Origin of the sequence: Photobacterium lutimaris (assembly GCF_003025555.1) — a bacterium.
Classification (GTDB): domain Bacteria; phylum Pseudomonadota; class Gammaproteobacteria; order Enterobacterales; family Vibrionaceae; genus Photobacterium; species Photobacterium lutimaris.
In genome coordinates this window covers 88790-110956 of the sequence record NZ_PYMH01000013.1, presented here as the reverse complement: position 1 = coordinate 110956, position 22167 = coordinate 88790, and the positions used below count along the sequence as shown (strand labels likewise).

Below are 22167 nucleotides of genomic sequence, written 5' to 3'. Positions count from 1 at the left end.
ACCCCTCAATACGAATTTCTTAGCCTCGCTTGCAAAGTGTGGCGTTGTTATATCCTGATTCTGCTGATGCAGCAGGGAATTATTTGTGCTGCTAGCACTTAGCTCAATCAACATCTTCTTAGTTGATTGCTCCAGATGGAGTTCGAAGAACCACTAAACAGACTACTTATAGCTCGACCAACTTGAGCTGTTAATTAAAAAGGATATGAACATGAAAAAATTACTAACCTTGACAGCTCTTGCAACGAGCATGGCCTTTGCAAATGCAGCAGAGATAACCCCATTCGTCACCGGCGGCAGCGATGCGACTCAGGAAGATTACAAAGATTACCTGGTCGGGTTCACTGTTGATGGTGTCGCTACCTGTGGTGGCGCACTTATTAACGGAAAATGGATTCTTACAGCAAAACACTGTACGCCAATTTGGTACCAAACAAACGGCGACTTAAATGCAACCGTTCGTGTTTATCAAGGTTTAGCAGCCTACGATAGCGAAGACCTTGTATATGAAGGACCAGCTGTTAGTTATCGCGAGTGGAATATAGCTGACCAACATGCGTACCGCGAGGACGTTTCAAAATACGTTGTAGCTCCTATCTTACGAGAGCTATTGAAGGTCGATGAGTTAACCGACTACACTGAAACCTTTTGGAATTTTGGGGAGGGTGAACTGTATGACGATATGGTGCTGATTGAACTATCTGAATCAATCGCTCATAACGATACTGTTACTCTACCTATGCCTCAGATTCTGTCAGACAACTTCATGCCTCAAAGCTGGGAAGAGTTCGAAGCGAGTTTGAACCTAAACATCGGTGAAGAGTTTGTATTCATGGGATGGGGGTTAGATCGTGAAGATGGCTCCACACCTGACACACTGCAAAAAGTTGATCTAGTTGTCAAAGAAGCCGAGTTGAGTGTTCAATGTCGTTATACGGCTTTTTTTGGAAATGAAATGAAAGATTATGACTGTGATTTTGATATCACGGATCCAAGCCACGACTTTCGCAGTACATTTGCAACTTACACCATTGTCGGTGATGCGTTCACTACGACACGCGGCATCGAAGGCTATACAGGCACAGGACCAGGCGACAGTGGTACAGGCTTGTTCGGCCCTAATGGTGAATTATACGGTGTGGTATCTCGTGGCGACAGCGTACCTGACGACGACGGTGAGTACCGGACGATGTTCGCATCAACTCTTTGGTATGCTCAGTGGTTTAAAGAGCAAATTAACGGCTTAAGTACACCATCTAAGCTCTCAGCCATTGAAGAGGAAGAAGGCGTTCATGCTCCGATATTTAATGTTAGAGTTCAAAACCTATCAAGCGATGAGCAGTTGATTGCTCCGTACCTAGATGACAATGAGTTCTTCTGGATTGAAGAAAATAATTGTCCGTCATTACTATCAGGTTATGAATCGTGTGAACTTACAATCGGTTCTAACCCGAACAATGAAATTTTGGAGCGCGGTGATGCACATAGCTCTTCTCTATCTTTAAATTCTGAATCGGAAATCCCGGTACTGATTGAAGTTAAAGGAGATGATGATAATGGCACACCACCTAGCAACGGATCAGGCAAGAGCGGCGGTTCGATGTCTATCATGTGGCTATTTGGCCTAATGTCGGTCCTTTGGTGCCGTCGTAGAAAATAGACCACTCCAAACTTAACAAAAAGCCTCGCTAATCATTCGGATAGCGAGGCTTTTTTATAAATGCTTTATCTATATAGAGTTATGCTTTGTGGTTGTAGTGAGATCAGTTGGTCGCTATGATGTTAGGAAGTGCAGGCAGACCATAACTGGGCACTGACTTAATCTGCTCTATTCCCTCACAAGCATCCCGCCCTTATCAAATAACCATTTGGAACAGATTAAGTGAAAAAGATATTTACCATTGCTGTGCTTGGTATGTGTTCGACATTCGCCTTAGCTGGTGTTGATAGCATTCGGCAGAGTGGCAACCAGTACGATAACATTAATCCTGGCAGTTCAACCTTACCGACAGGAGGGAGCTCCAGCATAATCAGCCAATCATTAAAAAAATCAATCGATGACAGCGCAGCAGTTAATGAGACTAACGCAACTCAAGCGGCAAGTAATACAGTTGGAATTGATAATAATAGCCAAAATATATCTAGCACCAATAGCAACATCAACACCCTCAAAGGTCAGTACAACGGCCACGAAACTCGCATAAAAAAGCTTGAATCGCAATAAGAGTTAGGGCGACCATCATAGTAAGGTCGTCCTTGCTTCTTAGCCCTCCCCAGAACCCTGCAACCAGTCCAAATCGCACGTTAGCAACCATGTCAGCAACCTCTCATCACTGTACTTAAGCCAAAAGTGTATATATATACCCCATGTTGCCTAAGCCTCTACGCACCTCCGTCGATCACCTAACCGGTGGTGTGCGCTGTGGTTCCAGTAAATTTTATTTTTATTTATTTTTTATTCATTTTTCATTTTAACATCGGGGGCCAGAAGGGGAGGGAAAGCGGGGCTATGGCTTGGTAAGGAGGTGCGTCTAGGTGACGGTTTGTGGTGTTACCTAGCTGGGGTATATATATACACTTTGGCTACTCCTGTGGGAAAAAAGAGCCCCGCAGTGGCTAGGTTCTACGGGGCTGGGAGAGCTGGACTTTGAGCTCAAATACAGGAGGCTAGGTACTTAGCAATGCAACTGGACTAAGTTCGTTGGTTGGCCATCTGGTTCATTCACAATAATAATCAGACGATTTAGTTTAAATCGCTCGTGGTTATGGGGGGTTGAAACAAGCGTAAAATCATTGCTTATTTTGAGCCGCCAGATCGACATATGGGTAAACCAACCAATTGATTGTCTCCATGACCAGCACCGAAACTATCGAACTTGCCATGCTACGTTTTATCGATGCATACGTAGCTGCAAACGGCATGATCGGCTCAAAAGAAATTTGTCTCCAGTTCAACTGTTTGAGGCCAAAAGCTTCCAAGGTGTTGAAGCAGTACCAGGGCGTGAAACCTTCGAACTTGCGATTTGACACTTCACTACATGCTTATCGGCGGGGAGTAACCTTCGAACCTCTTTTTCTGAAAGAAGAAAGGCCGCTGGCCTATCTCGATGCTATTGATCTGGTCTTTGGCAAAGTTGATCCAAAGGAAATGCGAAAACTTTAAGGGAATGACAATGACTGTTGCTTTGTACACGACGCTGGGTATCTCGGCCTTTGGTATCGGAACACTTATTCATGCCGCATCAATCCGGATCCCGGCAAAACTAGAAGCTGACTATCTCGGAGACTATCAAGAGCTAAACCCTGAATTAAAGCTTCCAACGCCTGAGTCGGTGCCTTCAAGCTTCAAATTGGTGAAGGTGCGGATTCAGAGCATCGCGAAGCTACAGAGTTACCCTGTCACTGAATCTGCATTGACAGTGCTCACTACTCTACTTGTACATTCGTTCGGGCTCAATGCCAGCACTGCGTGCTTATGGGTGTTTGTCGCTACATTACTATTGTTAGCAACCATCGATGCAAAAACCATGTTTCTACCAGACCAACTGACCATGCCGTTGCTATGGTTTGGAATCGCGCTTGCCTGGGTAAACGGTTCTGCTATTTCTCTGCACGATGCTGTGGGTGGAGCAATACTTGGTTACGGGCTGCTTTGGGGGGCTTATTGGATATTCAGGTTTGTAATGAAGAAGGAAGGGCTAGGATATGGTGATTTTAAATTACTTGCAGCCATGGGTGCTTGGTTAGGCGCAACTGCGGTAATTGACATCATGTTGTTCGCAACCATAGCGGCCGCCAGCTTATCACTTATAAACCTGTGTAAGAGAAGCGTTAAACTGACAACTGAAATTCCATTCGGACCATATCTATGTCTTGGAGCTGTCGTCTCTCTTCTTACTGAACTCTCAATGCAAGAGTTGCTATTTGCGAGCCTTTAATAACAACAACACACGCTTGGCCAAGGACAAAACATTCTCACTTGGCTAAAGCGTCCTTCATCGCACTAAGATCTACTTTTAGTTTCTGATTCTATCCCAACCGCTAACACTTGTGGTTTACTCGATTCAAGCCCACCGACGGGGCAAGATTAATATTCATAACACTCTGTTCGTTACTAACCTTTGAAGTGTAATGAGCCTCATAACTGCAAGCATTCACGGTGGAAAATGATTAGAGTGCGCTTGACAGTTTTTACGAACCGCTAATATAGAGGTTCCGAGGAAACTTCCAGAAGAGATATGAACATGCATTCAAATTCAAACATGAACCAACAGTACCCTAGCAAGCCGCCACACGCACCGGTTCAACAACCTGCACCACAAAGCGCACCTATGACGCCGGTTCAGCCTGTAGAGGACTACAGCAAAACACAAATTCAATTGTATTTGGGTAGCGCTATTCAGTTTAAGCAGCGTGTTTCCTCAGGAAAAAAAGGGTTGCTTACTGTATATGTCGAAATTGCACCATTCAAGCAGGGACAGAATCGAGTCGGTGACTGGGCACGTTCGATCAAGTTTCAGTTGACCCCTGATACAGAAACCGTTCAATTTGCTCACTTACTCATGGGAAGACTGCCCGGTGTCGACTTTAAGTTTCATGGCGAGGATCGAAGCAAATCATTAAAAGCTAATTGGAACGAAGATGGCACACTATTTCTTGGTATCAATGAAGGCAAAAATCGTTCTTTCGTGAAAATGCCGCCTACAGCGATCTTCGCGGTAATGACGCTTACCATTAAAGTAATTGCCCAACGCCACGGCATTAACACAAGCAGCGCACTTGAAATGCTCCGCATGATGCCACCAGCAACCGCATAACGCGCTTCATTTACACCCCAATCAAATCATATCAAATTGGTTAGCTCGGCCGATTATTGTTGAGCGCCAATTACAAAGTTAAGACATGAAAATCCAGCTAATTTTATCTGACACTGACATCGAAAGTTTGCGCGACAATGCAGCTTTGATCGATGGTACTTGCCTCGCTTCTCTACTTGAACAAACTGGTTATCTGCGTTCGTTCTTCTATACTCCCGAGCACGAAAAAGAGCTGATTGAAATAGCTCAAACCATCGAATCTAGCGCCAATATTTTCCATGAGATTTTGAGCCTAACGGAGATCATCACTTGAAACTTTTAGACTTGCACGACGTTTTGTTCGTTAGCCTCTACGAAGCATACTCACCAACAAACCATAAGAAATCAGACGTTAGCTCAATCTTGAAAAAATATGCTACTTCCCAGCGTTGCCGACATATCAAAAGCGATATCAAAAAAGTGCTTCAGGCTATCAAAAAGCAGAAACGAAGCCCTGTTCGTGAAGTTGAATCAGTGCTAACGACACTGAACCAAGCACTCGCTATTGAGTCAGGTGCAACTATCTCTGATGTTGATCAATATTGGTGGTTAGTTCGGGACTTGGATAAAATTGGTGCCCCTACATTTGCTCAAGAACCAGCAGATTTCGATAAAAGCATGGAAAGTCGCCGTCCTTTGATAATGCACTCACGAATGAATGAAATGACTGCGGCATTCGATGATAATGATCAGCTGGTAGCTCCACTGAATTTTGTCTATTACGCTGACAATATCTACCCATTGGTCGGTGTACTGCAGAATAATGAACACTTTACATGCCGAATCCAGAGCAATAGCGGCCGCCACAATATAACGATTGCGACCAAGCACTACCCAATTGATAGTCCACAAGTGTGTATTGAAGCATTTGAGTTGCAATCTGCTAAAGCGAGCTTGCTAAAACTTTACCGAACGATTACAGACCAAGGTTTCAACATGGCGTATATTGGCGAATCTGAACTCACTACCAATCACGTCTACGTTAACCGTACACATGAGGCATGGCATTTTGACCATAACGGTGACCAAGTTGAACCAGTAGATATTATGGTGGTAGGGGAAACAGTAGAGCAGCTTAAGACATTGGCCTCCACCGTTGAAAAACAGTGCCTATTTTTATCATACAATAAAATATATGAAGATACTGATCAGGCAACGATGCTGATACGACTGAATCCAGCGTACTACAAAGGCCACGAGCAGATGCTTGAGCAACATTGCAAACTATAGGATCTAGAAATAATGAGCTACGCCACGCAAGTTGAACAACTAGCGAGCAATAGTCTTCTCCATCTCGAAATGCAAAAGAAGTATAGTAAGACCCACATCACTATAGAGAAGCGCAACCAAATACTAGTGAAATACCTTAAAGGGCTTGAGAAGAAACCCGACTACAAGCTGGCAAAGAAGGTTATTAAATCACTGATTCAGACAGGCCGAAAGAAAGGAAAAAACATTGAATCACGGCTAGAAGCACTATTGGTATTGGAGAAGCCAGAAGGCAACAACACACTTGAAAAGTTTTATTTTTTGGTGAAGGACATTGAGCGTCAACTCAATACAACAGTTAACTACTCAACCGTCTCAACGTTAGATTTAAGCAAGCTGAAATCTGGCTGTTTGGTTTGCATAATGCACGCTAACCTTTATGAAAGCTTCGACGCAGAACTTGAACTAATTAGCCCACTTAAATGGCGAGTTAAGGCAACACCTGCAAAATTACAAACTCTTAAGAACATCCTCGATAATAACAGTACATTCGCAAGTCACTACCGTGAGATAGATGATCAGCTAGAAATCATACTTTCCAAGCGCACATCACATTAACCGAGCATCATAATAGCCAAGGACGGCTACACTCATTGTTACGATACAGCTCGCTACTTCCCTTATTAGACACCGGAAGTAGCAAACCGAACTAGTTGTAATTAACGTGAACCTCTGCGGCTCGACCAGACACCATTGACACATAAAATGAGCGAGATTTCGCGCGAGAGTCGGCCATTACCAACTCGACGCCTTTTTCTCGGTGAAGGATTTTATCTCCTTGGATAACGCCGTTAGTCGCAGGGTACAGCCTCGCTAACGCATCGCGGAACTCCTGTGCATCAGATCTTGTAGAAATGCCTACACTCTTATCAAAACAGGCTTCAAGCTCGCTCACCCGGCCACCAACCTCCGGTAAGGAAACGCTTTGAACATTGCCAGATGGTAATACTGCGAGCACATCTGGCTCAAACATCACTTCTGGGCTCCGCGCAGACGATTTACGTAAGCTGACATGGAAAAAATCACAAACGAAAAAACGGTCTATTGAATTCGCTACCACTGGCTTTGAATTTACGTGAAGGTCTGCTATCGCATAGTGCGCCAAGCGTTCATGGTGTGCAGCAGCAGTAAAGCTCAAGCTAGAGGCTATCGCTGCAACGACTAGGTTTTTAAATTTCATATCGGTACTCTATTAGATTGTTCACCAATCAATATCAACCGGACTATTGAAAATGAGCGTTCAATTTGGGGGGAATAATCACACTAGAAAGTTAAAGCCGTTGTTGGTTCAATTGTCGGTGGACAAAGTTAGAAATTCGACAATAAAGTTCGAAACTTTATAGAAACAAGCGTTATAAGGAGACAAGGTATGTCAGAAGGTTTATTAAAATTAAAAACGGATATCATTACAAATCCACCTCGCTTCGTAGTTAAAAGAGAGGCAATATTGAAAGGCGATTTCGTTCAGATACAAAACTATCTTATCGAAGGGGCTAGGCGGTTTGCTAAGGACAGAGGGGCGATTAAGAGGGATGCAAAACGATCGTGGTGCTTCTTTGAGTTCCTAGAGCGATACGATACCGACCCATGTAGTTCAAAGAAAATGCTAGAGTCAATGATAGCCAATACGAATGGCGGCAATAGTTATACACCATCAGAATTTTTAAATTATTTATCATTCTCTATTGCCTCAGAGCTTAGCAAACAATGGGCGACACTTGGTGAGTCTTCCACTATCGTCAGCCCAAAGAATTTTGATCCTGTTGCAGCGGTGGAAGCGGCGAAGCGTGAGCTTGAAAGGCGTAAGTTGGAGTCCAAAAAATGAGTTTCGAACTTTGTTGTTACATTTTTCTTAGATAGCCATGTTGATAGAACCTAAGTTTCGGTCTTTATTGCCACTTTTGGCTACTTACGGATACACCAGAACAAGACTTCTGAGGCCGAAAAGTTTTAAACTTTATTTTTCACTGACATCAATAACTGGCAAGCGCAAACTTGCCAGTTGACCTGTGGTATCTATCGATTTCGACGGAAGTACATTAATGACATAAGCCAGAACAATAAGAGCGGGGAGGTTGAACCACCACTACTCTCAGGTACCGGTCCACTCCCACAATTGCCATCAAGACAAGGATCAATGCTACAGTCCCCATCTGGGCACGGGCCAATATCTATATCTCCATCTGGATCCACTACAGCATGAATAAGTGAGATTGAATTGAGTATGTTGATATTTACCAGTGCCATCTCTATATCATCAAAATCCATCCATTTCTGGCCTGTATTGAATACCACATCAAAAGAGCAATATTCTTTGGGCTCGATAGATGCAGGGCAAACATTATTTTCAATAGCAAAGTGACCGCTGCCGACTACCGTTGGATTTACCGTCTTATCACTATCAGAAAGGTTCTGAATGTTGATAGTTTCCACTGAAAAGTAATCACCCGGTTCAAAGTGAATGTTCTGCACTGACGTTGGTGTGACCAACTGATCAACCCGCTCAACTAGAAAATCTAGGTAATGAGAAACTGAAATAGCCATCTCTTCACCAAACGCAGGGTTAGTAACCAAACCTACCAACTGGTTTTCATTATGCACACTCGCACCTAAATCACTATTAAGAAGCGATACGGAAGGGATAACCTTTGTGTGGCTTACAATCGCCACATCAGATTGTACTGCGATTTCTGTCGGCCAATCAGCTTCACTACCATCCACCGGTTCAGCGGGTAAATGTACTGGGCTATCTGGTATTTCGGGTAAGTGTACTGGTAACTCTGACCAATCATAATCGTCGTTTGGACAGTCACCGCTATACCATAGCTCAAAGCCCTTCCTTACCTGGGCAGAGCAATCGACATTAAGCTCGCCACGCCCAACTACCACTTCTACTGCATCATTTGATTCACTGCCCTTACTTATCATTGAATACGATTGAGCAGGATTTAGCAGAAGAGAGCTAGAAATTTCTTCCCAAGTGCCGGGGCTGTATTCTTCTTCTAGTAAAGCGGCTTTGGGGATGACGAATGAATGGCCATGAGGCACATTACCGAAGAGCCGTATTAACACCACTTCATCCTGCAAGAACTGATCGCCATAGCTAATTTTTTGCTGCAGGTGATCAACATTGCCCATTAATGGATTGTCTTCAAGAAAAGGCACAACTTTGTTATCTACCGTCGCTTTCCTCAGTGTGTAGTGCAGATCATTTCCATCAGAAAGGCTTTGTTCGTCAATTGGTTTAGTAATGAAGTCGAAAGACCTAACTGCGCCCTGATACACTAAATCATCGTCATCAAAACCAGCAAAGCCCTGATATACCTGAATTTGATAATTATCTATATTGATATCGTCCGGGGCAGGAGTACACCGGCTAGAAGTTAAGATCCATTGGCCGTTGAGAATTGTTCCCGAGCAAGGTTGATGGCTACCCACCTGAATATTTACCTGAAAATCTCTGGCACTAGAAGTTGTGTCGTCATTAGTCTGACTGGGCACAGCAGCAGCGGCCAGAGACAAAAGCATTGTCGCTAGCATAATATAAAATCCATTTGAAATTGATGTTGAAAGGGGGGGTATAAAACCTTGAAGTGCTGGGCCGAAGCTTCCTCAGTGATAACTAAGGAACCACTACTATAACCGATCTATATTTGATAGATAACCCTCTGATTAAAATCATTAAACAGTAGTTGATAACCATCGATACTGACATTTTAAATTAGGTGAAAATCACTCCTTGTCGTATGAGAGTTCTATTGCCGTCAGAAGAGATGTGCCACTAAAGAAAAAATAGTATTAAGCTGCAGTTAATACTAAACCTAATTTTACCGCTCAACTGCATCAGGGATAAGTGTGAAAAAAATAACGATCGGCATTGCAATCATCTCTATAGGAGGATGTACCTCTAGTGATGACATACCTAACTTTGCAAAACTACCAGTATCACCAATCACTCTTGCCATAACCAACAATGGCAATCCTATCGCAACAAACAGAATCAAAGGGACAGATATCTGTTTTGAGAGCATACGCAAAGACTTAACCATAACCGCCAGACAACTAAATTGTAGTCAGGCAACCACTCAAAACACATACGAACCGGCAACGGATGAAGTTTTCCTGATTGATGGCTCTGCGATATTACAGTTTCAAAAGACAGCTGATATAAATGCCAGGGGTTCAGAGACTAGAACCAAAGTTGAAATTATGAGCATTGATGGGAAAATGTACCACCACCAGTCAAACAGGTGTTTTAGTTATACAGAGGGGATCTCTTGGAGCACAAACTGCTTTCCCATAGCCTTTTAGAAACAACCCATACCACCTTGCAAAATATCTCTTTCAGGTAGCATTACTCCATCGATAATAGCTACTTGATAGAGAGCGACAAAATGACAGCTCAACTCAGTTTTATCCGAGAATTACCTGATGAGAATGGACTACCTCTCATAAAGCAAAGCCTGCTACCAGAGCACTATCAAACTCAAGATGAAATCGAGCAGGAATTTTTAACGAGTGCTAAAACGGCTATCAGCCGAAAAGCCCCCTCAGCCCCACTTAAACAAGTGATTCGAGACTACCCGCACCTTATTGTCGGTAGCGCGTTAAATTACGCTAAAGGGCGCGCACAGGTTGATTCTGATGCGATAGCAGAGATAGCTGGGCATGTTTCAGATTTCGACTATACCCACTGCAGAAATCTTGATGTGCTCAAATATAACTATCGGTTCATTTACTGTGGTTATGCGACGAATACATTGCCGCCAATGCCACGTCAAAAGCTCTGGGAAACACTAGCTATGCTGTGCAGCAAAGAGCGCGGGATCGCGTTTGTGGCAAGCAGGAGCTCAAGTGACCGCGGCATCAAAGGTCAACCTGAGTTTGACGGCGTAAGGACGAGCTTAAACACCTTTCAAAAAGGCTACTTGGTTGGTGAGAGTCTGAAGGAAGCATTAGAGCACTTTGCGTTTGCCAAAGAATTAACGACAAAGGGCGCTTTTAGATTGGTTTGTTGCAGCCACAATCCAATTGATCTAGTCAAGGCATAGGTGGGGCAATCTGTATGACAAACACTGTTGGTAAGCGCATTGCTGGAAAACTGTACTTCCACAAAATTTATATGGGCGATCACCTAACCGAAAGTGAGGCTGCCTTGGTCACCGACATTCCGAGGATGTATGAAGTAATACGCCTTGACGTTAGGACTCGAGAGATTGTTTTGGTTGATTATGTCGACTTCTTTAATGCTCACGAACCAGTTATCAAGACCACCTATAACGTATACGCGGATAAAGAGCGCAAACAAGGTAACAATCCTCTCGTTCACCACCATAAAAATCAGATGGTTAAGCCTGATTTTTATGGTTTCTTCTATCAAGAATCAGTTGATAGGAGTCGCGCATGGCAAGCTCTTTCCCCACGCACTAGGCAGTTCACATCTCAAATCGGACGGTTAAATTTTTGGCAAGAATGGCTATCAACTGTCAACTTACCGTTATAAGGACCATATATGAAAATTGATATACTCAACTCAGGTATGAAAACCCACAAAATCATAGCTATTCGCGGAAAAATAAAAGATGTTCAAGCAGCCGTAGATAAGATAAATAGCGAGCGCCAGCACTACAAACTGGACTACCTCGACTTTGAAGACTTGGAATGCAACCAAGCTCAAGCTGAATTTATCGCCCATAGAAGCCACCATAAGAAAGCGGCTACATTTATTCAGTCTGTAGCCCTGAATTTCAATAGCAAGTAGGCAAAACATGGCAGGTTCTGAAACAATCAACCTTAAGAGCCAAAGGTTTACATGGCTGCGAGTGATAGAGAAAACTGCGCCACCAATTGAGAATAGAAATGCGGATCATAGCCAATATTGGCGCTGTTTTTGTATTTGCGGCAACACCATAACAGTAGATACCAATGACCTAGTATGCGGGATAAAAACATCATGTGGTTGTAGGGAAGGGCAATAGTAAAAGAAAGGGTAGTGAGTGAAGAATGAATCAAGCATCGCAATGAACCGAAGTTCAGAGCAATGCTTGATTTGTTTAGCCAGTTACCGGTTCAAAATACATACTAGATGTATCTCCACCAGCCTGGCCTTGAAGTGGCTCGTATCGAACATTCAAAATATCATCAGCTGCAATCAAGACCTTTGTTACGTCATTATATGCGCGCTGATACATGCCGAGGATGTGGCCATTGTCACCGTGCGGCACAACAACGTAATCATCATTCGGTTGAAATGCTTCTAACTTACCAGAATCATTGTCGACAATGCCGACCTCATACTCTTCACAGTCAGCCAGCGTTATATGGAGCTTAAAGCCAGATAGCACCGGTTGATAATCACCAGATTGAATCGGTTGATTATCACCAGTAACCTTCACAGCTTTAACTTTACCGCCACTTTGATTGAGCGGTGGCAACCTGAAGTGATATTCCTCTTCGCAGAGGCCACACATCACTTCATAGTTTTTCTCACGCTGAAATGGAAGCTGCTTATTTGTATGAAAGTTTTTAGCTGCAAAGTAGTTACTTGTGCCGCAATACGGACACTGAGTTTCGACATTCCACAGTTTGTATACTTGAAGCATAGTCATCATTTGGTTCCTTATATAATTAACTCTTTCGAGTGGTTAATGTTGAGTCATAGACCCATTAAATTTTCCAAGCGTGAACTCATGCAGACAAACGTTTGTATGCCTTAGCAATCACGCCACAACCTACAATAAGAATGAGGGTTAACACATCCCAATATTGCGAAAGCAACTTCAGTATGGTGCTCACCCTGATTTCTCCATTAATAAGAAGTTCAAGCATAATTTCCTCTATTCAAAAATTCATTCCTAAATAAAGCTTCAAGAGCGTTGTCTATGGCCTGCTGACTATCTTCAAACCTACCTATTTGCTGGGACAAAACGACCAAGCTTAAGCTAGAACTTCCAGATAAATCCCACGCCTGACCAACAAGTTGACCTTCTTTGAAGATTTGAAAGCCTTTAATACCATGCACGCCATTGGGATATCGGATGACATCCCTAAATGTGTAATCACCATGATTTTGACATTCACCACTGAGTTCGTAGCCATCAATTAATAGGCTCGTGCGTGTCTGTCGACTCAAGCGTAGTTCGCGGATAACCTGAATAGCAGATTTTGCGCGAGCTCTACACACATCTAACTCATTGCGGTGGGGCCAGTTACGTCCAAATGTCACCAGCATCTTTTCGATAGCTAGATCTTTATTTCCATAACTAAACCTGAGAACCTGTTCGGCTTCAAACTTTGTCAATAGCATTATATATTTCCTCTTTGTTTATTTGTCTTTCGACATTTGCCCTTACCCTTATGGGGAGTAACTTAGGCTGTTACTTATTAAGCCAGTGGCTCAAATTAAGCCGGTCATATTTCTATCACCGGCAGTAGCTTTAAAGCACGCTTGATTTGATTGCTTCAACGATTACAACATTTAACAAGCCAGTTCCTTCAAACTGTTCTTGCTCGTCATAAATCACTGAAATATCCGCACCATGCTTGACGGAAAGCTCATCAATTTTACTTTTGAACGTACTAGGTAGAACCGCAATAGCTCTGCCACCAGCCCTGACCACACCAAGCGCTAAATCAAAGTGTTGTAAGTAACTTTGCTTAGCAAACGGAGGGTTCATCACCACTAAATCGAATCGCTTATCGGTGTCTTGAGCATATTCAACAAAATCAGCTTGAATAGCGTCATAACCGCGAGATCGAAGCACTTGAACGTTGTGACTATTAATCTCAACACAAGTGGTAGTTTCAGGTGGTAGCAGCTGGGCCAGTTTTCCGTAGCCGGCACTCGGTTCTAAGCAGCTTAGATTAGAAGTATCACCAATCAAATCCTTGACTAAATCTCTCAACCTGTCAGTTGACTGATAAAACTGGTGCGATACCTGGTCAGGTACTAATCCAGATAGTTGCAATGAATGAACCAACTCCGTTGGGTCAAAATCAAAGATAAAATCTAGGTAAGTACCAAATTGACTAACCTTCGTAGCTATACCGCCAAACAACGAAATTAGCTCTGCTTTCAACGGAGCCTCTTTCTTGTACATGTAGTAGCTAATTTTCCACTCAGTAGCACTTCGCTTGTATTGTGGCCGAGGATAATCCTCTGTGCCTTTAACTATCTCTAATTGTCGCTCGATTTTGGTACTAGCAAGCTGGTTACGAAGCTCCAACGACAACATCTTTTCTACCGGTTGCAGCCTCGATTTTAGTCGGTTCGACGTTTTGCGAACTATAGGCGCTAGAGTATTAGGATATAGAGATGCTAAAACAGCATTGAGTTTTTCGGCCAAAACCTGCGATATACGTAAGTGAGCAGTTCCTTTCTTAAACACTTTAATCTCAAATGAGCCGCCATCACACGAATGCCATTTTCCTGAGTGCTCATAACCAAGCGTAACAATCCTTTGAGTTGTCCGAGAGTCAAACTTAGAGTAAGCACCTCGTAGTATCGAAAGAACAATACGCAAGTCATGAATAAACGCAGTATTTGAGTACTGATTAACCTCAGTTGAAACACCCGAGAAGATCATGGTCTCACCAAAAGCTTGCGGGGCATTAGTAACATGCTCACCACTTAACCTTTGGAAAATACCATCAATGCGTTTGGCGAATATTTCCTCTACTTCACGACTGAAACCACTGATGAAATCGGCGGCAGTATCTTCGGTAAAATCAATATTAACCACATCGTTATGACCTTCTTTTAGGTCAGATCTGTGCTTTTCGAAATCCTGGGTAGACATCAAGGCCTCCACCCCGGACTGCTCAAAGAACTTCAGCCAGTAATCAGCTCTAAGCTGATGCTGTGCCTTTTCGAAGGTCTCAACGGACATATAGCCACGGAAAAAATAGCACTGGAGCATATTGCGGTTTGACTCGATAATTGAGTTCAATCCTACAATTGACTGATGATCTCGACGGTACTCAAGGAACAACCGAGCATCAAGTTTTTGCCCAAGAGTGCTCAAGCTGAAGCGTCCGCTATCAAAAGTTGCGATTGTGCCACTGACGACTGAAGGTAGTGAATTAAACATAAGTGTATTCCTTAATATTGTAAGCCTTTCGGCGTGTTTAAAGGCAGGAGAAAACCTGCCCAATGATATGCCTGAAATAAACAGACTCCTATGCTAATTCAGCAGGAAATACAATTTGTAGCTTCTTACTGCGAATCTTTCGCAGCTTTGATAACTCAGCTTTAAAGTGCTCTATTCCTGATTTTGCCGAATCAATTTTACGCTTGTAGTATACTACTTCATCGTGATACATAGACTCACCGATCTTAACCTTATCGAGCGCTTTCAGCTCAAATGTAAACTCTTGCAGTTCAAGCTTTAGATCTTCAAGTGCATAGCTATTAGCTAGTATCTCAGTGCGTGTGCGTGACAATATATGTCTTTTGAGCACAATCCGTGCTTCTTTCTCAGTTTTAAAAACCTGCACATTACCGAGCGCTTGATATGCCTCATCAATGTATGGTGTAGCAACATGCTCATTAGCAGCGCTTGCATAGTGGTCTGCAACCCCTAAAACACAGTCATCTAAGCTGTACGGAGTTGTAGCAAGATATGAGGTGCCTAAGCGGATTCCCATGATTATTCCTTAATTTTTTTTAGCCTTTCGGCATGATGAAAAAGAGCAGTTAATACCGCCTCAAATGGTTCAGAAGAACATACTGATGATAGCTAAGACCAAACTAACAATAGAGATCTTAAAGCCTAACTGAGCACCTGGGTTCGGCTCACGCCATAACCAGATGAGCAGGTCAATCATAGTAGCTCGTTTAAGCGAGATATTTGGTTTATAAGCCTTAGCAGAGTAGGGGACACCTAGCGCTGCAAATGCATCATAATCCAGTCCAGCTTCTGACTTAGAGTAGGCTTTTATGCCTGAGCCCCGAACGTTACGAATCACCCACTTGTTGTTTTCCTCGTTGAGCACTTTGATTGGTGCCAAACGAGTGAACAAACCATCTCTCTTGCTGATGTGTGAGTTACGTACCCGGAGTAATTGTTGTCCTGTTTCATCGCCAATTCGACGAACTTTATCAATCCTGATCACGGCACACCTCCAACTAATCGATGGTGATACTGCACAATGAATGTGATTTGATTAATATCAGGTGCGAATTTTGCACAAAGTCTGTGCGGGAGTGACTAAATACAGCCATAGTGTGTCCTTAAATGTTTGTTTTGTATGTCTTTCGACGGGGGTTGATGCCTCTTATGAGGTTAGCTCTAACAACAGAGCTAGTTTCTACGCAGGAAGCGTAAAATCTGTCATTAGAAATTGTTGGCAATTTCTAATGACGACTTAAAGAAGCTAGCAGGGAGCACAAGGCCACTAACGAGTGTTAGTAACTGAATACAGTAAACTATTTATTGACCCCACGCAATTGAATAGGTATTTTAATACCTATGGTTGCTAACATTCGATAAGCAACTCCTTCTACTACTCCCAGGCCTAATTGCCCACCTGAATATCAATAGTAATGTCCTGTTTAAAAACAGAGGACAGGCTATTCCTATTTGTGTTCCTTACGACACGAAGAAGCGCTTACAGTTTTGGTAAGCGGCCTATCAAGGTATCAACTCTGCCGCAAGGCTTTATATCTATATGAACCAAAAGGCATTTTATGCCACTAAACCCAAAGGGTGCATTTTGTATCCCTTGGGAACTAAGTGCATTCCTTTTTAAAGAGGAATTATGAAAAATGTTAATCACTTAGTTAAACAATGGGCTGCAAAAAGCCTTGAATTATTCGGTAATACACTTAATAAGCACAAAGATACTACTAAGTATGTTTTGCTTAAATTCGGTGAAGGTGCATGGACCGCAGCGCTTGTTGGGCTTTTCTTTGAAGAGCCAGTAATAAACGCACTACTGTTACTAGTAGTAGGAGTTACATGCACACTGCTAAGTCGCAAGATCTAGCAATAAGGAGCATTTTGCATGACCACAATTTTGATCTTGTCCGGTTGTGTTATCTCTCTTGGTTTATCTACGCTGTGTGCCCCCAAATTGGTTGCATACGCTAAAACACTCCAAGAGTAATTGGGTTCACCTGTTGTTGCAGGTGACCTTTATCAAATCTAGGTCCCACTTTTAAAGTGGGACTCTCTCATAATGCCGCAAGGCCCTATATATTTTTTGGACTAATCATGAATATCGAACACAAGAGTCATGGAGACTTTTTCAATCAACCTGGTGTTAAAGAGTTTTTTGAACGTCATTTTGAAGAATTTTTCGAAAAGAAGACTTACGAAGAGTTTTACATTGAGGCAGTGAATACTGATGAGGAATACCGCACAGATCTGATAAAGCGTGCCAAGTATTACTACCCCAACGAATTTGCTGCTGACTTTCAAAAGTGGCTTGAACTGTCTGATCCTTTTGATTTGACCTTGGTTCAACCTCAGTAACTTGAGGTTATTGCTAAATTCACGCCTCAGATGTATGATTATTATACAACTCATACATTTCTTGGGGGCAGAATGACTACAATAATGCTAATCGCAGCACCACTTATAATCATTGGATTCTGTACGCTCAACGCCGACCGAATCTTACGTTTAGCGAAACGCTTACAAGATTAAGCGAGTCGATAAACACACGACCACCAGTTGCGAGTTTTAACTCGTTTTAGGAGTGACTAAAACGAGTTCTCTTTACGAGAAAGAGAAACGCTTACAGTTTTGGTAAGCGGCCTATCAAGGTATCAACACCGCCGAAAGGTTTGATGTATATGCCACCCAATCCCGTCGAAAGACTTAAAAGTAGAAAGGAAAATAACATGCACAATTACAAAGATGAACAAACCTCAGCACTAGTTGCATCAGTAGCAATGAGTGTTTCCCTGTTTTTCATTTACGTTGCCTTCAGTGCAATATAAGCTCCTGTTGTGTGACCGATAAACCTATACATGAAACGACTCCCTGTGGGTCGTTTTTTATTACCCGCCGAAAGGCTAAAAAATTTAAGGACTCACTATGCATACCTGCAAGAAAGCCGTTTGCGCGAACAAAAATTGCCTAAGTCAAAACACGAACTCAGTAATCTGTAATGAGGGCCTGAATTGGATCGATTTAGCATCAACGTGTTTAGATTGCGGTACCGAATGGACAAGGCAATACAACTCAACCATTAATAGCACGATCACCAAAGTTGGTAGTCAGCCAGAAGTTGTTAAGTTTAAGGTCATTGAAGTCGATAGCTTAGAAATCGAGCATACTGATTTCTATATATCTTCACTTTGCCATGCCTTATCCAACCTCGAGTTTTGTTTCAACCGAAATCAATCGAACCTACATTCTCACAAATTGCCAAGTGATCCAGAGTGGAGTTTCACCGGCGTCAAGTGGTACAGGGATGGAGGCAATGATGTTGAGCTCGAAGCTAAACTTACTGCAAAGATCAATGATCAACTATTCAAGTTAACCGAAACTCACCACAATTTTACAGTAAAAATTGTAGATGGCAGTGAGACAGGGGCTTACCTAATGTTGCAAGCAGCCTGTATCAAAGGGGATTTAATCATTCTGGTTGATACAAGCCTGACAACTGTGATTATTGATGAAGAGTCAAACTCTACTCAATTTTCCTTATTTGATTGGATAGATCTAATGCCATCGTCGAGCCAACATAACTATGAATCGTTACTAACTATTCCATTGTTAGCCAAATACTTTCCATTAGATGAAGCAATAAATCTACGCCATAAGGCACAGATTGTATTAGCCGAATTCATAACGGAAGAATTTGCGACAACCTATGACATAAGTTATGACTCTGCGGATGCACTAATCAATCTACATCAAGCGGAATTTCTCCAACGCGATGGCTATTGGGTCGTTAACTCATTAGATCTAATCGGTGGAGATACTAAAGCGCTCATTGAGCAATACCACGAGCAACAACAATGTGTGAAAACACCATAAATATCTAAGGATTAAACATGAAAAACGCGACAATGAACTTTACTCCTCTAGATTTGGCTCTCGATACACTCAGCCAGCAACAGCATAATGTTAAAGCGCATCTCGCTACGGAATTAGTAACACGATCCAGAACGGCAACCAAGCTGATCTGACTCGGTTGATTGGTACACTATCAGGGATAGGATGCTATTTTACTTTGGAAGAGATACTAATCGTTATCAAACAAAAAGAGATCCTTTCTAATTAACCTCCTAGTAGACCTGGCATTGCCAGGTCTATTCCCGCCCGATTTAAGGTCTGTTTCCCCATCACTGTAAATGAGCAAGGTCTTGTTCAAATTGCCTAAAATCTGACATGGTACCAAGACCCTCCATGCTGTGTTGCCACACTGATAAGCTCTCGAGTATCCACCTTTCCCTTTCTAACCCCGCTCTCTAGCTTGGCGTTTAATCTCTTGTGCTTTCATGTACTTTAGCTCCCCTAAGAAAGCCTTGCTTTGATTCAGTTTTATTCCAGTTATCTAAGTTCTGGCGATTAGTACAGGCGTACTCGGCTAACTCATCGACGGTGTTAAATCCGGCTATTTTGCTTAAGTCTGAAAGCTTATAATCAGGTGTAAAGCTCATTGATACTTCACAATACTTTCGTCAAAATATTTGTCGAGAGTGGTGTATATTTGAGGCTCTGTTCCATTTAGCTGTTGGTATGTTACACTAAAAAAAATAAATATGTCACAATTACCATTAGAGTACAGCAATGCATTAAAAGGCTTAAAAGCTCATGCAGACTATGCAACAAAAAGCCTTATAGACAAATACAATGATGAAGCAGAGCTTACTAAGGCACTCAAACTAATCTCAGAAAATAAAATAGCTGTTAAAAAGATCATTGAGGCCGTCAAAGATGAACAGGTGACAATTCCTGAAATAGATGAAGCTTGGTTATTCGATTGGCTAATAAGAACGGGGGATCTATCATTATCTTTTCTTTGGAAGAGACCATTGTATTATGCAGCTTGCAATAAAATTGAAGAGATTGAGTATTACTTTGTAACGAAATACTTTAATGATGTTCAAGCCTGTGTTGGTCAATCGACAATCAAAGAAGATGTTGAAGAAGCTATGCACCTTTTTAGGCTTGAGTACATTCCAGATATTCCATTGGTACTTAAACAGAGCTTAAAAATGCCTGACATTATCTCCCATGTTGCTACATTGAAAGAGTTATAAACTATACTTTATAAAAGGCTTCCTGAATCCAACAGCATGTTTTGGTTGCCTTTTTCTGCTCCATAAACCGAAACCAAGCAATATAGTGTTCAAGGTAGGCTGTGCCTACACCCTTGAAACGCACCATCCAGCTTTTCCACCTCATCATGAAATTATTAAGAGTCTGGATATGATAGATACCTTCTATGACTCGTTTATTATCAAGGGCGACAAGTCGTTTATGGTCGATGTTAATATTCAACTCTTTCACAATTGTTTTGTACGATAGGTTGCCATCTGTACACAGTACAGAATCTGGTGACAATAACGGCTTAAGAGCTGCTCCTAGCTCATCTGTTGTATTGCGTTCTAACACATGATGGCTAATCGAGCCACCTCTATCTAAGGCCAATAAGATTGGCACTTTTGGAGTATTTCCACCGCCTCGCTTTCTTGGCTCTCGTGGCATTTGCCTCGAACCTTTGAATGACTGAGGCAAGAACGCTTCATCGGCTTCGATTATGCCAAGCAACTCTGTAGCCTTATGATTGCAAGGGCTTTTTAGTAGGCGATGTCGCCACTCAAATGCAGTTTTCAAGTTGATGTTTAGCTTATTGGCAATGTTCCTCAAACTATTTGAGAGCCATAAACAATTTGTGTACTCCATCCATTTTTCAGGCTTCCGCATTCGGTATAAGGCTGTGCCAGTTAATGAACTGAATGTCTTGCGACAATCTTTACAGCGGTATCGCTGCTTCCCTTGATTGGTAACTCCCCAGCGTAGATAGCTCTCACTCTGACAATGTGGGCAGGCTGAAATCGTCTCTTCTCGTTCGGCAACCGCTTGACCAACTTCATCTTTTGCAAGTTGTTCATCTGCCTGATGCTTCAGGCGCTTTAACTGAACGTATGAGAGATTTTTGATACTATCTTGGATGGTCTTGAAGGTGATGCTGTCCATGGTGGTGAGCCTGACTTTTCAGAGACTCACTAAGTATAGCTGAATTTACCAACACTGAAATGGAACAGAGCCATATTTGAACATCAATTTAGACAGCTCCCTTGGTCGACTCCAATCAATATCGAAAAAGTGATTATGAACAGATGAACAAATTTTATCGTGCCATCAAAATTGTAGACCGTGAAATTGACGCGATGGAAGTAGGGGAGGTCGATAGCCAGACCTACAACTACAGCGCGACTGTCTTCAGCCATTACGACTGGGACGAAGAGGAGCTCGACGACTTGGCTAAGGATTTAAAAGCCGACCCGGACATTAAGCTGGTCACGGTGTTCGAGGGCTGTGCAATCCCTTGGGAAATGCTGTACGAGATCGTACGCAGGGAAGAATTTGAGCACTGCCCGAGCCGAACCGAGGTGATCTTTGCCTTCACGAATCCAGACAGCGCGGTGTCATGGGCCCGCCGTCCAGGGCAAACCAGCAGATACCTTATTGTCGAACTGATTCCAGTCGAAAAGGCTATAAATTCAACTGGTTGGCACAAATTTGATACCAACCATGCGTGGCTCGACAAAGCCACCGAGGAATGTTCCTTCCGCGAAGCTCGTGAGTATATCCGCAATTATTGGCTGCAGACACCATACCATGAACTTTATTCCAGCCCCGAAAGCCTCCTTACAGGGAAATTCGCAATAAAAGTATATAAGAGCCCATCCACAACGGTTGTTGCTAACCAAGAAAACGACAATAAGCACCGATAGCAACCAAATAATGTCAATTTAGATCATTTTCCTCAATAACATCAAAAGCTAACATAATAATGGCTTCATGATGTTTTCACACCAGAATTGTGTTCTATGAACTAACAGACGTACCAACGATTC

General features: G+C 42.6%; 27 protein-coding genes. 19 read left to right on the top strand and 8 right to left on the bottom strand.

Translation table 11 applies throughout. From position 1 onward, the window contains the following. The first annotated feature begins 211 nt into the window (after positions 1–211). The 8 genes from C9I99_RS21565 to C9I99_RS21530 all read left to right on the top strand — a co-directional run bounded on the left by C9I99_RS21565 (position 212) and on the right by C9I99_RS21530 (position 6683). The gene (locus C9I99_RS21565; RefSeq protein ID WP_166645496.1) at positions 212–1660 is read left to right on the top strand and encodes a S1 family peptidase; all 1449 of its coding nucleotides are present in this window, start codon (positions 212–214) and stop codon (positions 1658–1660) included. A 222-nt stretch (positions 1661–1882) separates the two neighbouring features. Beyond that, the gene (locus C9I99_RS21560; RefSeq protein WP_107350902.1) at positions 1883–2224 is read left to right on the top strand and encodes a hypothetical protein; all 342 of its coding nucleotides are present in this window, start codon (positions 1883–1885) and stop codon (positions 2222–2224) included. 627 nt (positions 2225–2851) lie between these two features. Beyond that, positions 2852–3163, top strand: coding sequence for a BrxR family helix-turn-helix transcriptional regulator (locus C9I99_RS27045; RefSeq protein WP_133638273.1), 312 nt, complete (start codon positions 2852–2854; stop codon positions 3161–3163). A gap of 10 nt (positions 3164–3173) precedes the next feature. Further along, positions 3174–3938 (top strand): prepilin peptidase, encoded by a 765-nt coding sequence (locus C9I99_RS21550; RefSeq protein WP_166645497.1) that lies wholly within the window; start codon positions 3174–3176, stop codon positions 3936–3938. Between the two features lie 306 nt (positions 3939–4244). Next, complete coding sequence (locus C9I99_RS21545; RefSeq protein WP_133638274.1) at positions 4245–4817, top strand: hypothetical protein; 573 nt, start codon at positions 4245–4247, stop codon at positions 4815–4817. Between the two features lie 85 nt (positions 4818–4902). After that, positions 4903–5130, top strand: coding sequence for a hypothetical protein (locus tag C9I99_RS21540; RefSeq protein ID WP_107350898.1), 228 nt, complete (start codon positions 4903–4905; stop codon positions 5128–5130). Next, entirely contained in the window at positions 5127–6086 is a 960-nt protein-coding gene (locus tag C9I99_RS21535; RefSeq protein WP_107350897.1) for a hypothetical protein, read from the top strand. Before C9I99_RS21540 ends, C9I99_RS21535 begins: the two co-directional genes overlap by 4 nt. A gap of 12 nt (positions 6087–6098) precedes the next feature. Further along, complete coding sequence (locus tag C9I99_RS21530; protein WP_107350896.1) at positions 6099–6683, top strand: DUF2913 family protein; 585 nt, start codon at positions 6099–6101, stop codon at positions 6681–6683. A 91-nt stretch (positions 6684–6774) separates the two neighbouring features. Here the strand turns inward: C9I99_RS21530 and C9I99_RS21525 are convergent, their stop codons facing one another. Then, positions 6775–7305: a hypothetical protein gene (locus C9I99_RS21525; RefSeq protein WP_107350895.1), complete on the bottom strand. Its 531-nt coding sequence runs from the start codon at positions 7303–7305 to the stop codon at positions 6775–6777. Between the two features lie 189 nt (positions 7306–7494). Between C9I99_RS21525 and C9I99_RS21520 the strand changes: the two genes are divergently transcribed. Then, a complete protein-coding gene (locus C9I99_RS21520) occupies positions 7495–7950 on the top strand; it encodes a hypothetical protein (protein WP_107350894.1) in 456 nt (151 codons plus the stop codon). A 191-nt stretch (positions 7951–8141) separates the two neighbouring features. On the opposite strand, the gene C9I99_RS21515 is transcribed toward C9I99_RS21520, so the two are convergent. Further along, positions 8142–9665, bottom strand: coding sequence for a trypsin-like serine protease (locus C9I99_RS21515; protein WP_107350893.1), 1524 nt, complete (start codon positions 9663–9665; stop codon positions 8142–8144). Between the two features lie 315 nt (positions 9666–9980). On the opposite strand from C9I99_RS21515, the gene C9I99_RS21510 reads away from it, so the two are divergent. From C9I99_RS21510 to C9I99_RS21495, 4 genes are all read left to right on the top strand, one after another. After that, the gene (locus C9I99_RS21510; RefSeq protein ID WP_107350892.1) at positions 9981–10436 is read left to right on the top strand and encodes a hypothetical protein; all 456 of its coding nucleotides are present in this window, start codon (positions 9981–9983) and stop codon (positions 10434–10436) included. Positions 10437–10519: 83 nt separating this feature from the next. Continuing rightward, on the top strand, positions 10520–11176 hold the full coding sequence (locus C9I99_RS21505; protein WP_107350891.1) for a hypothetical protein: 657 nt from the start codon (positions 10520–10522) through the stop codon (positions 11174–11176). 14 nt (positions 11177–11190) lie between these two features. After that, the gene (locus tag C9I99_RS21500) at positions 11191–11628 is read left to right on the top strand and encodes a hypothetical protein (RefSeq protein WP_107350890.1); all 438 of its coding nucleotides are present in this window, start codon (positions 11191–11193) and stop codon (positions 11626–11628) included. A gap of 9 nt (positions 11629–11637) precedes the next feature. After that, positions 11638–11886, top strand: a complete 249-nt coding sequence (locus tag C9I99_RS21495) for a hypothetical protein (RefSeq protein ID WP_107350889.1) — start codon at positions 11638–11640, stop codon at positions 11884–11886. Positions 11887–12178: 292 nt separating this feature from the next. Here C9I99_RS21495 and C9I99_RS21490 read toward each other — a convergent pair whose 3' ends face one another. The 5 genes from C9I99_RS21490 to C9I99_RS21470 all read right to left on the bottom strand — a co-directional run bounded on the left by C9I99_RS21490 (position 12179) and on the right by C9I99_RS21470 (position 16238). Then, a complete protein-coding gene (locus C9I99_RS21490; RefSeq protein ID WP_133638275.1) occupies positions 12179–12736 on the bottom strand; it encodes a hypothetical protein in 558 nt (185 codons plus the stop codon). Between the two features lie 209 nt (positions 12737–12945). After that, entirely contained in the window at positions 12946–13431 is a 486-nt protein-coding gene (locus C9I99_RS21485; RefSeq protein WP_107350887.1) for a hypothetical protein, read from the bottom strand. A gap of 130 nt (positions 13432–13561) precedes the next feature. Next, positions 13562–15214 (bottom strand): class I SAM-dependent methyltransferase, encoded by a 1653-nt coding sequence (locus C9I99_RS21480; RefSeq protein ID WP_107350886.1) that lies wholly within the window; start codon positions 15212–15214, stop codon positions 13562–13564. Positions 15215–15302: 88 nt separating this feature from the next. After that, a complete protein-coding gene (locus C9I99_RS21475) occupies positions 15303–15770 on the bottom strand; it encodes a hypothetical protein (protein ID WP_107350885.1) in 468 nt (155 codons plus the stop codon). A 69-nt stretch (positions 15771–15839) separates the two neighbouring features. Continuing rightward, positions 15840–16238: a hypothetical protein gene (locus C9I99_RS21470; RefSeq protein WP_107350884.1), complete on the bottom strand. Its 399-nt coding sequence runs from the start codon at positions 16236–16238 to the stop codon at positions 15840–15842. Between the two features lie 645 nt (positions 16239–16883). On the opposite strand from C9I99_RS21470, the gene C9I99_RS21465 reads away from it, so the two are divergent. The 5 genes from C9I99_RS21465 (at position 16884) to C9I99_RS21445 (ending at position 20343) form a co-directional block, all read left to right on the top strand. Further along, complete coding sequence (locus tag C9I99_RS21465; RefSeq protein ID WP_107350883.1) at positions 16884–17111, top strand: hypothetical protein; 228 nt, start codon at positions 16884–16886, stop codon at positions 17109–17111. Positions 17112–17338: 227 nt separating this feature from the next. Further along, positions 17339–17599: a hypothetical protein gene (locus C9I99_RS21460; protein ID WP_107350882.1), complete on the top strand. Its 261-nt coding sequence runs from the start codon at positions 17339–17341 to the stop codon at positions 17597–17599. A gap of 567 nt (positions 17600–18166) precedes the next feature. Further along, positions 18167–19114, top strand: a complete 948-nt coding sequence (locus C9I99_RS21455) for a hypothetical protein (RefSeq protein ID WP_107350881.1) — start codon at positions 18167–18169, stop codon at positions 19112–19114. 17 nt (positions 19115–19131) lie between these two features. Next, complete coding sequence (locus C9I99_RS27600) at positions 19132–19266, top strand: hypothetical protein (protein ID WP_275937935.1); 135 nt, start codon at positions 19132–19134, stop codon at positions 19264–19266. A 576-nt stretch (positions 19267–19842) separates the two neighbouring features. Then, complete coding sequence (locus tag C9I99_RS21445) at positions 19843–20343, top strand: hypothetical protein (RefSeq protein ID WP_107350880.1); 501 nt, start codon at positions 19843–19845, stop codon at positions 20341–20343. Between the two features lies 1 nt (position 20344). On the opposite strand, the gene C9I99_RS21440 is transcribed toward C9I99_RS21445, so the two are convergent. After that, entirely contained in the window at positions 20345–21283 is a 939-nt protein-coding gene (locus tag C9I99_RS21440; protein ID WP_107350879.1) for an IS1595 family transposase, read from the bottom strand. Positions 21284–21426: 143 nt separating this feature from the next. Between C9I99_RS21440 and C9I99_RS21435 the strand changes: the two genes are divergently transcribed. Beyond that, the gene (locus C9I99_RS21435; protein WP_107350878.1) at positions 21427–22044 is read left to right on the top strand and encodes a hypothetical protein; all 618 of its coding nucleotides are present in this window, start codon (positions 21427–21429) and stop codon (positions 22042–22044) included. Positions 22045–22167 lie beyond the last annotated feature (123 nt).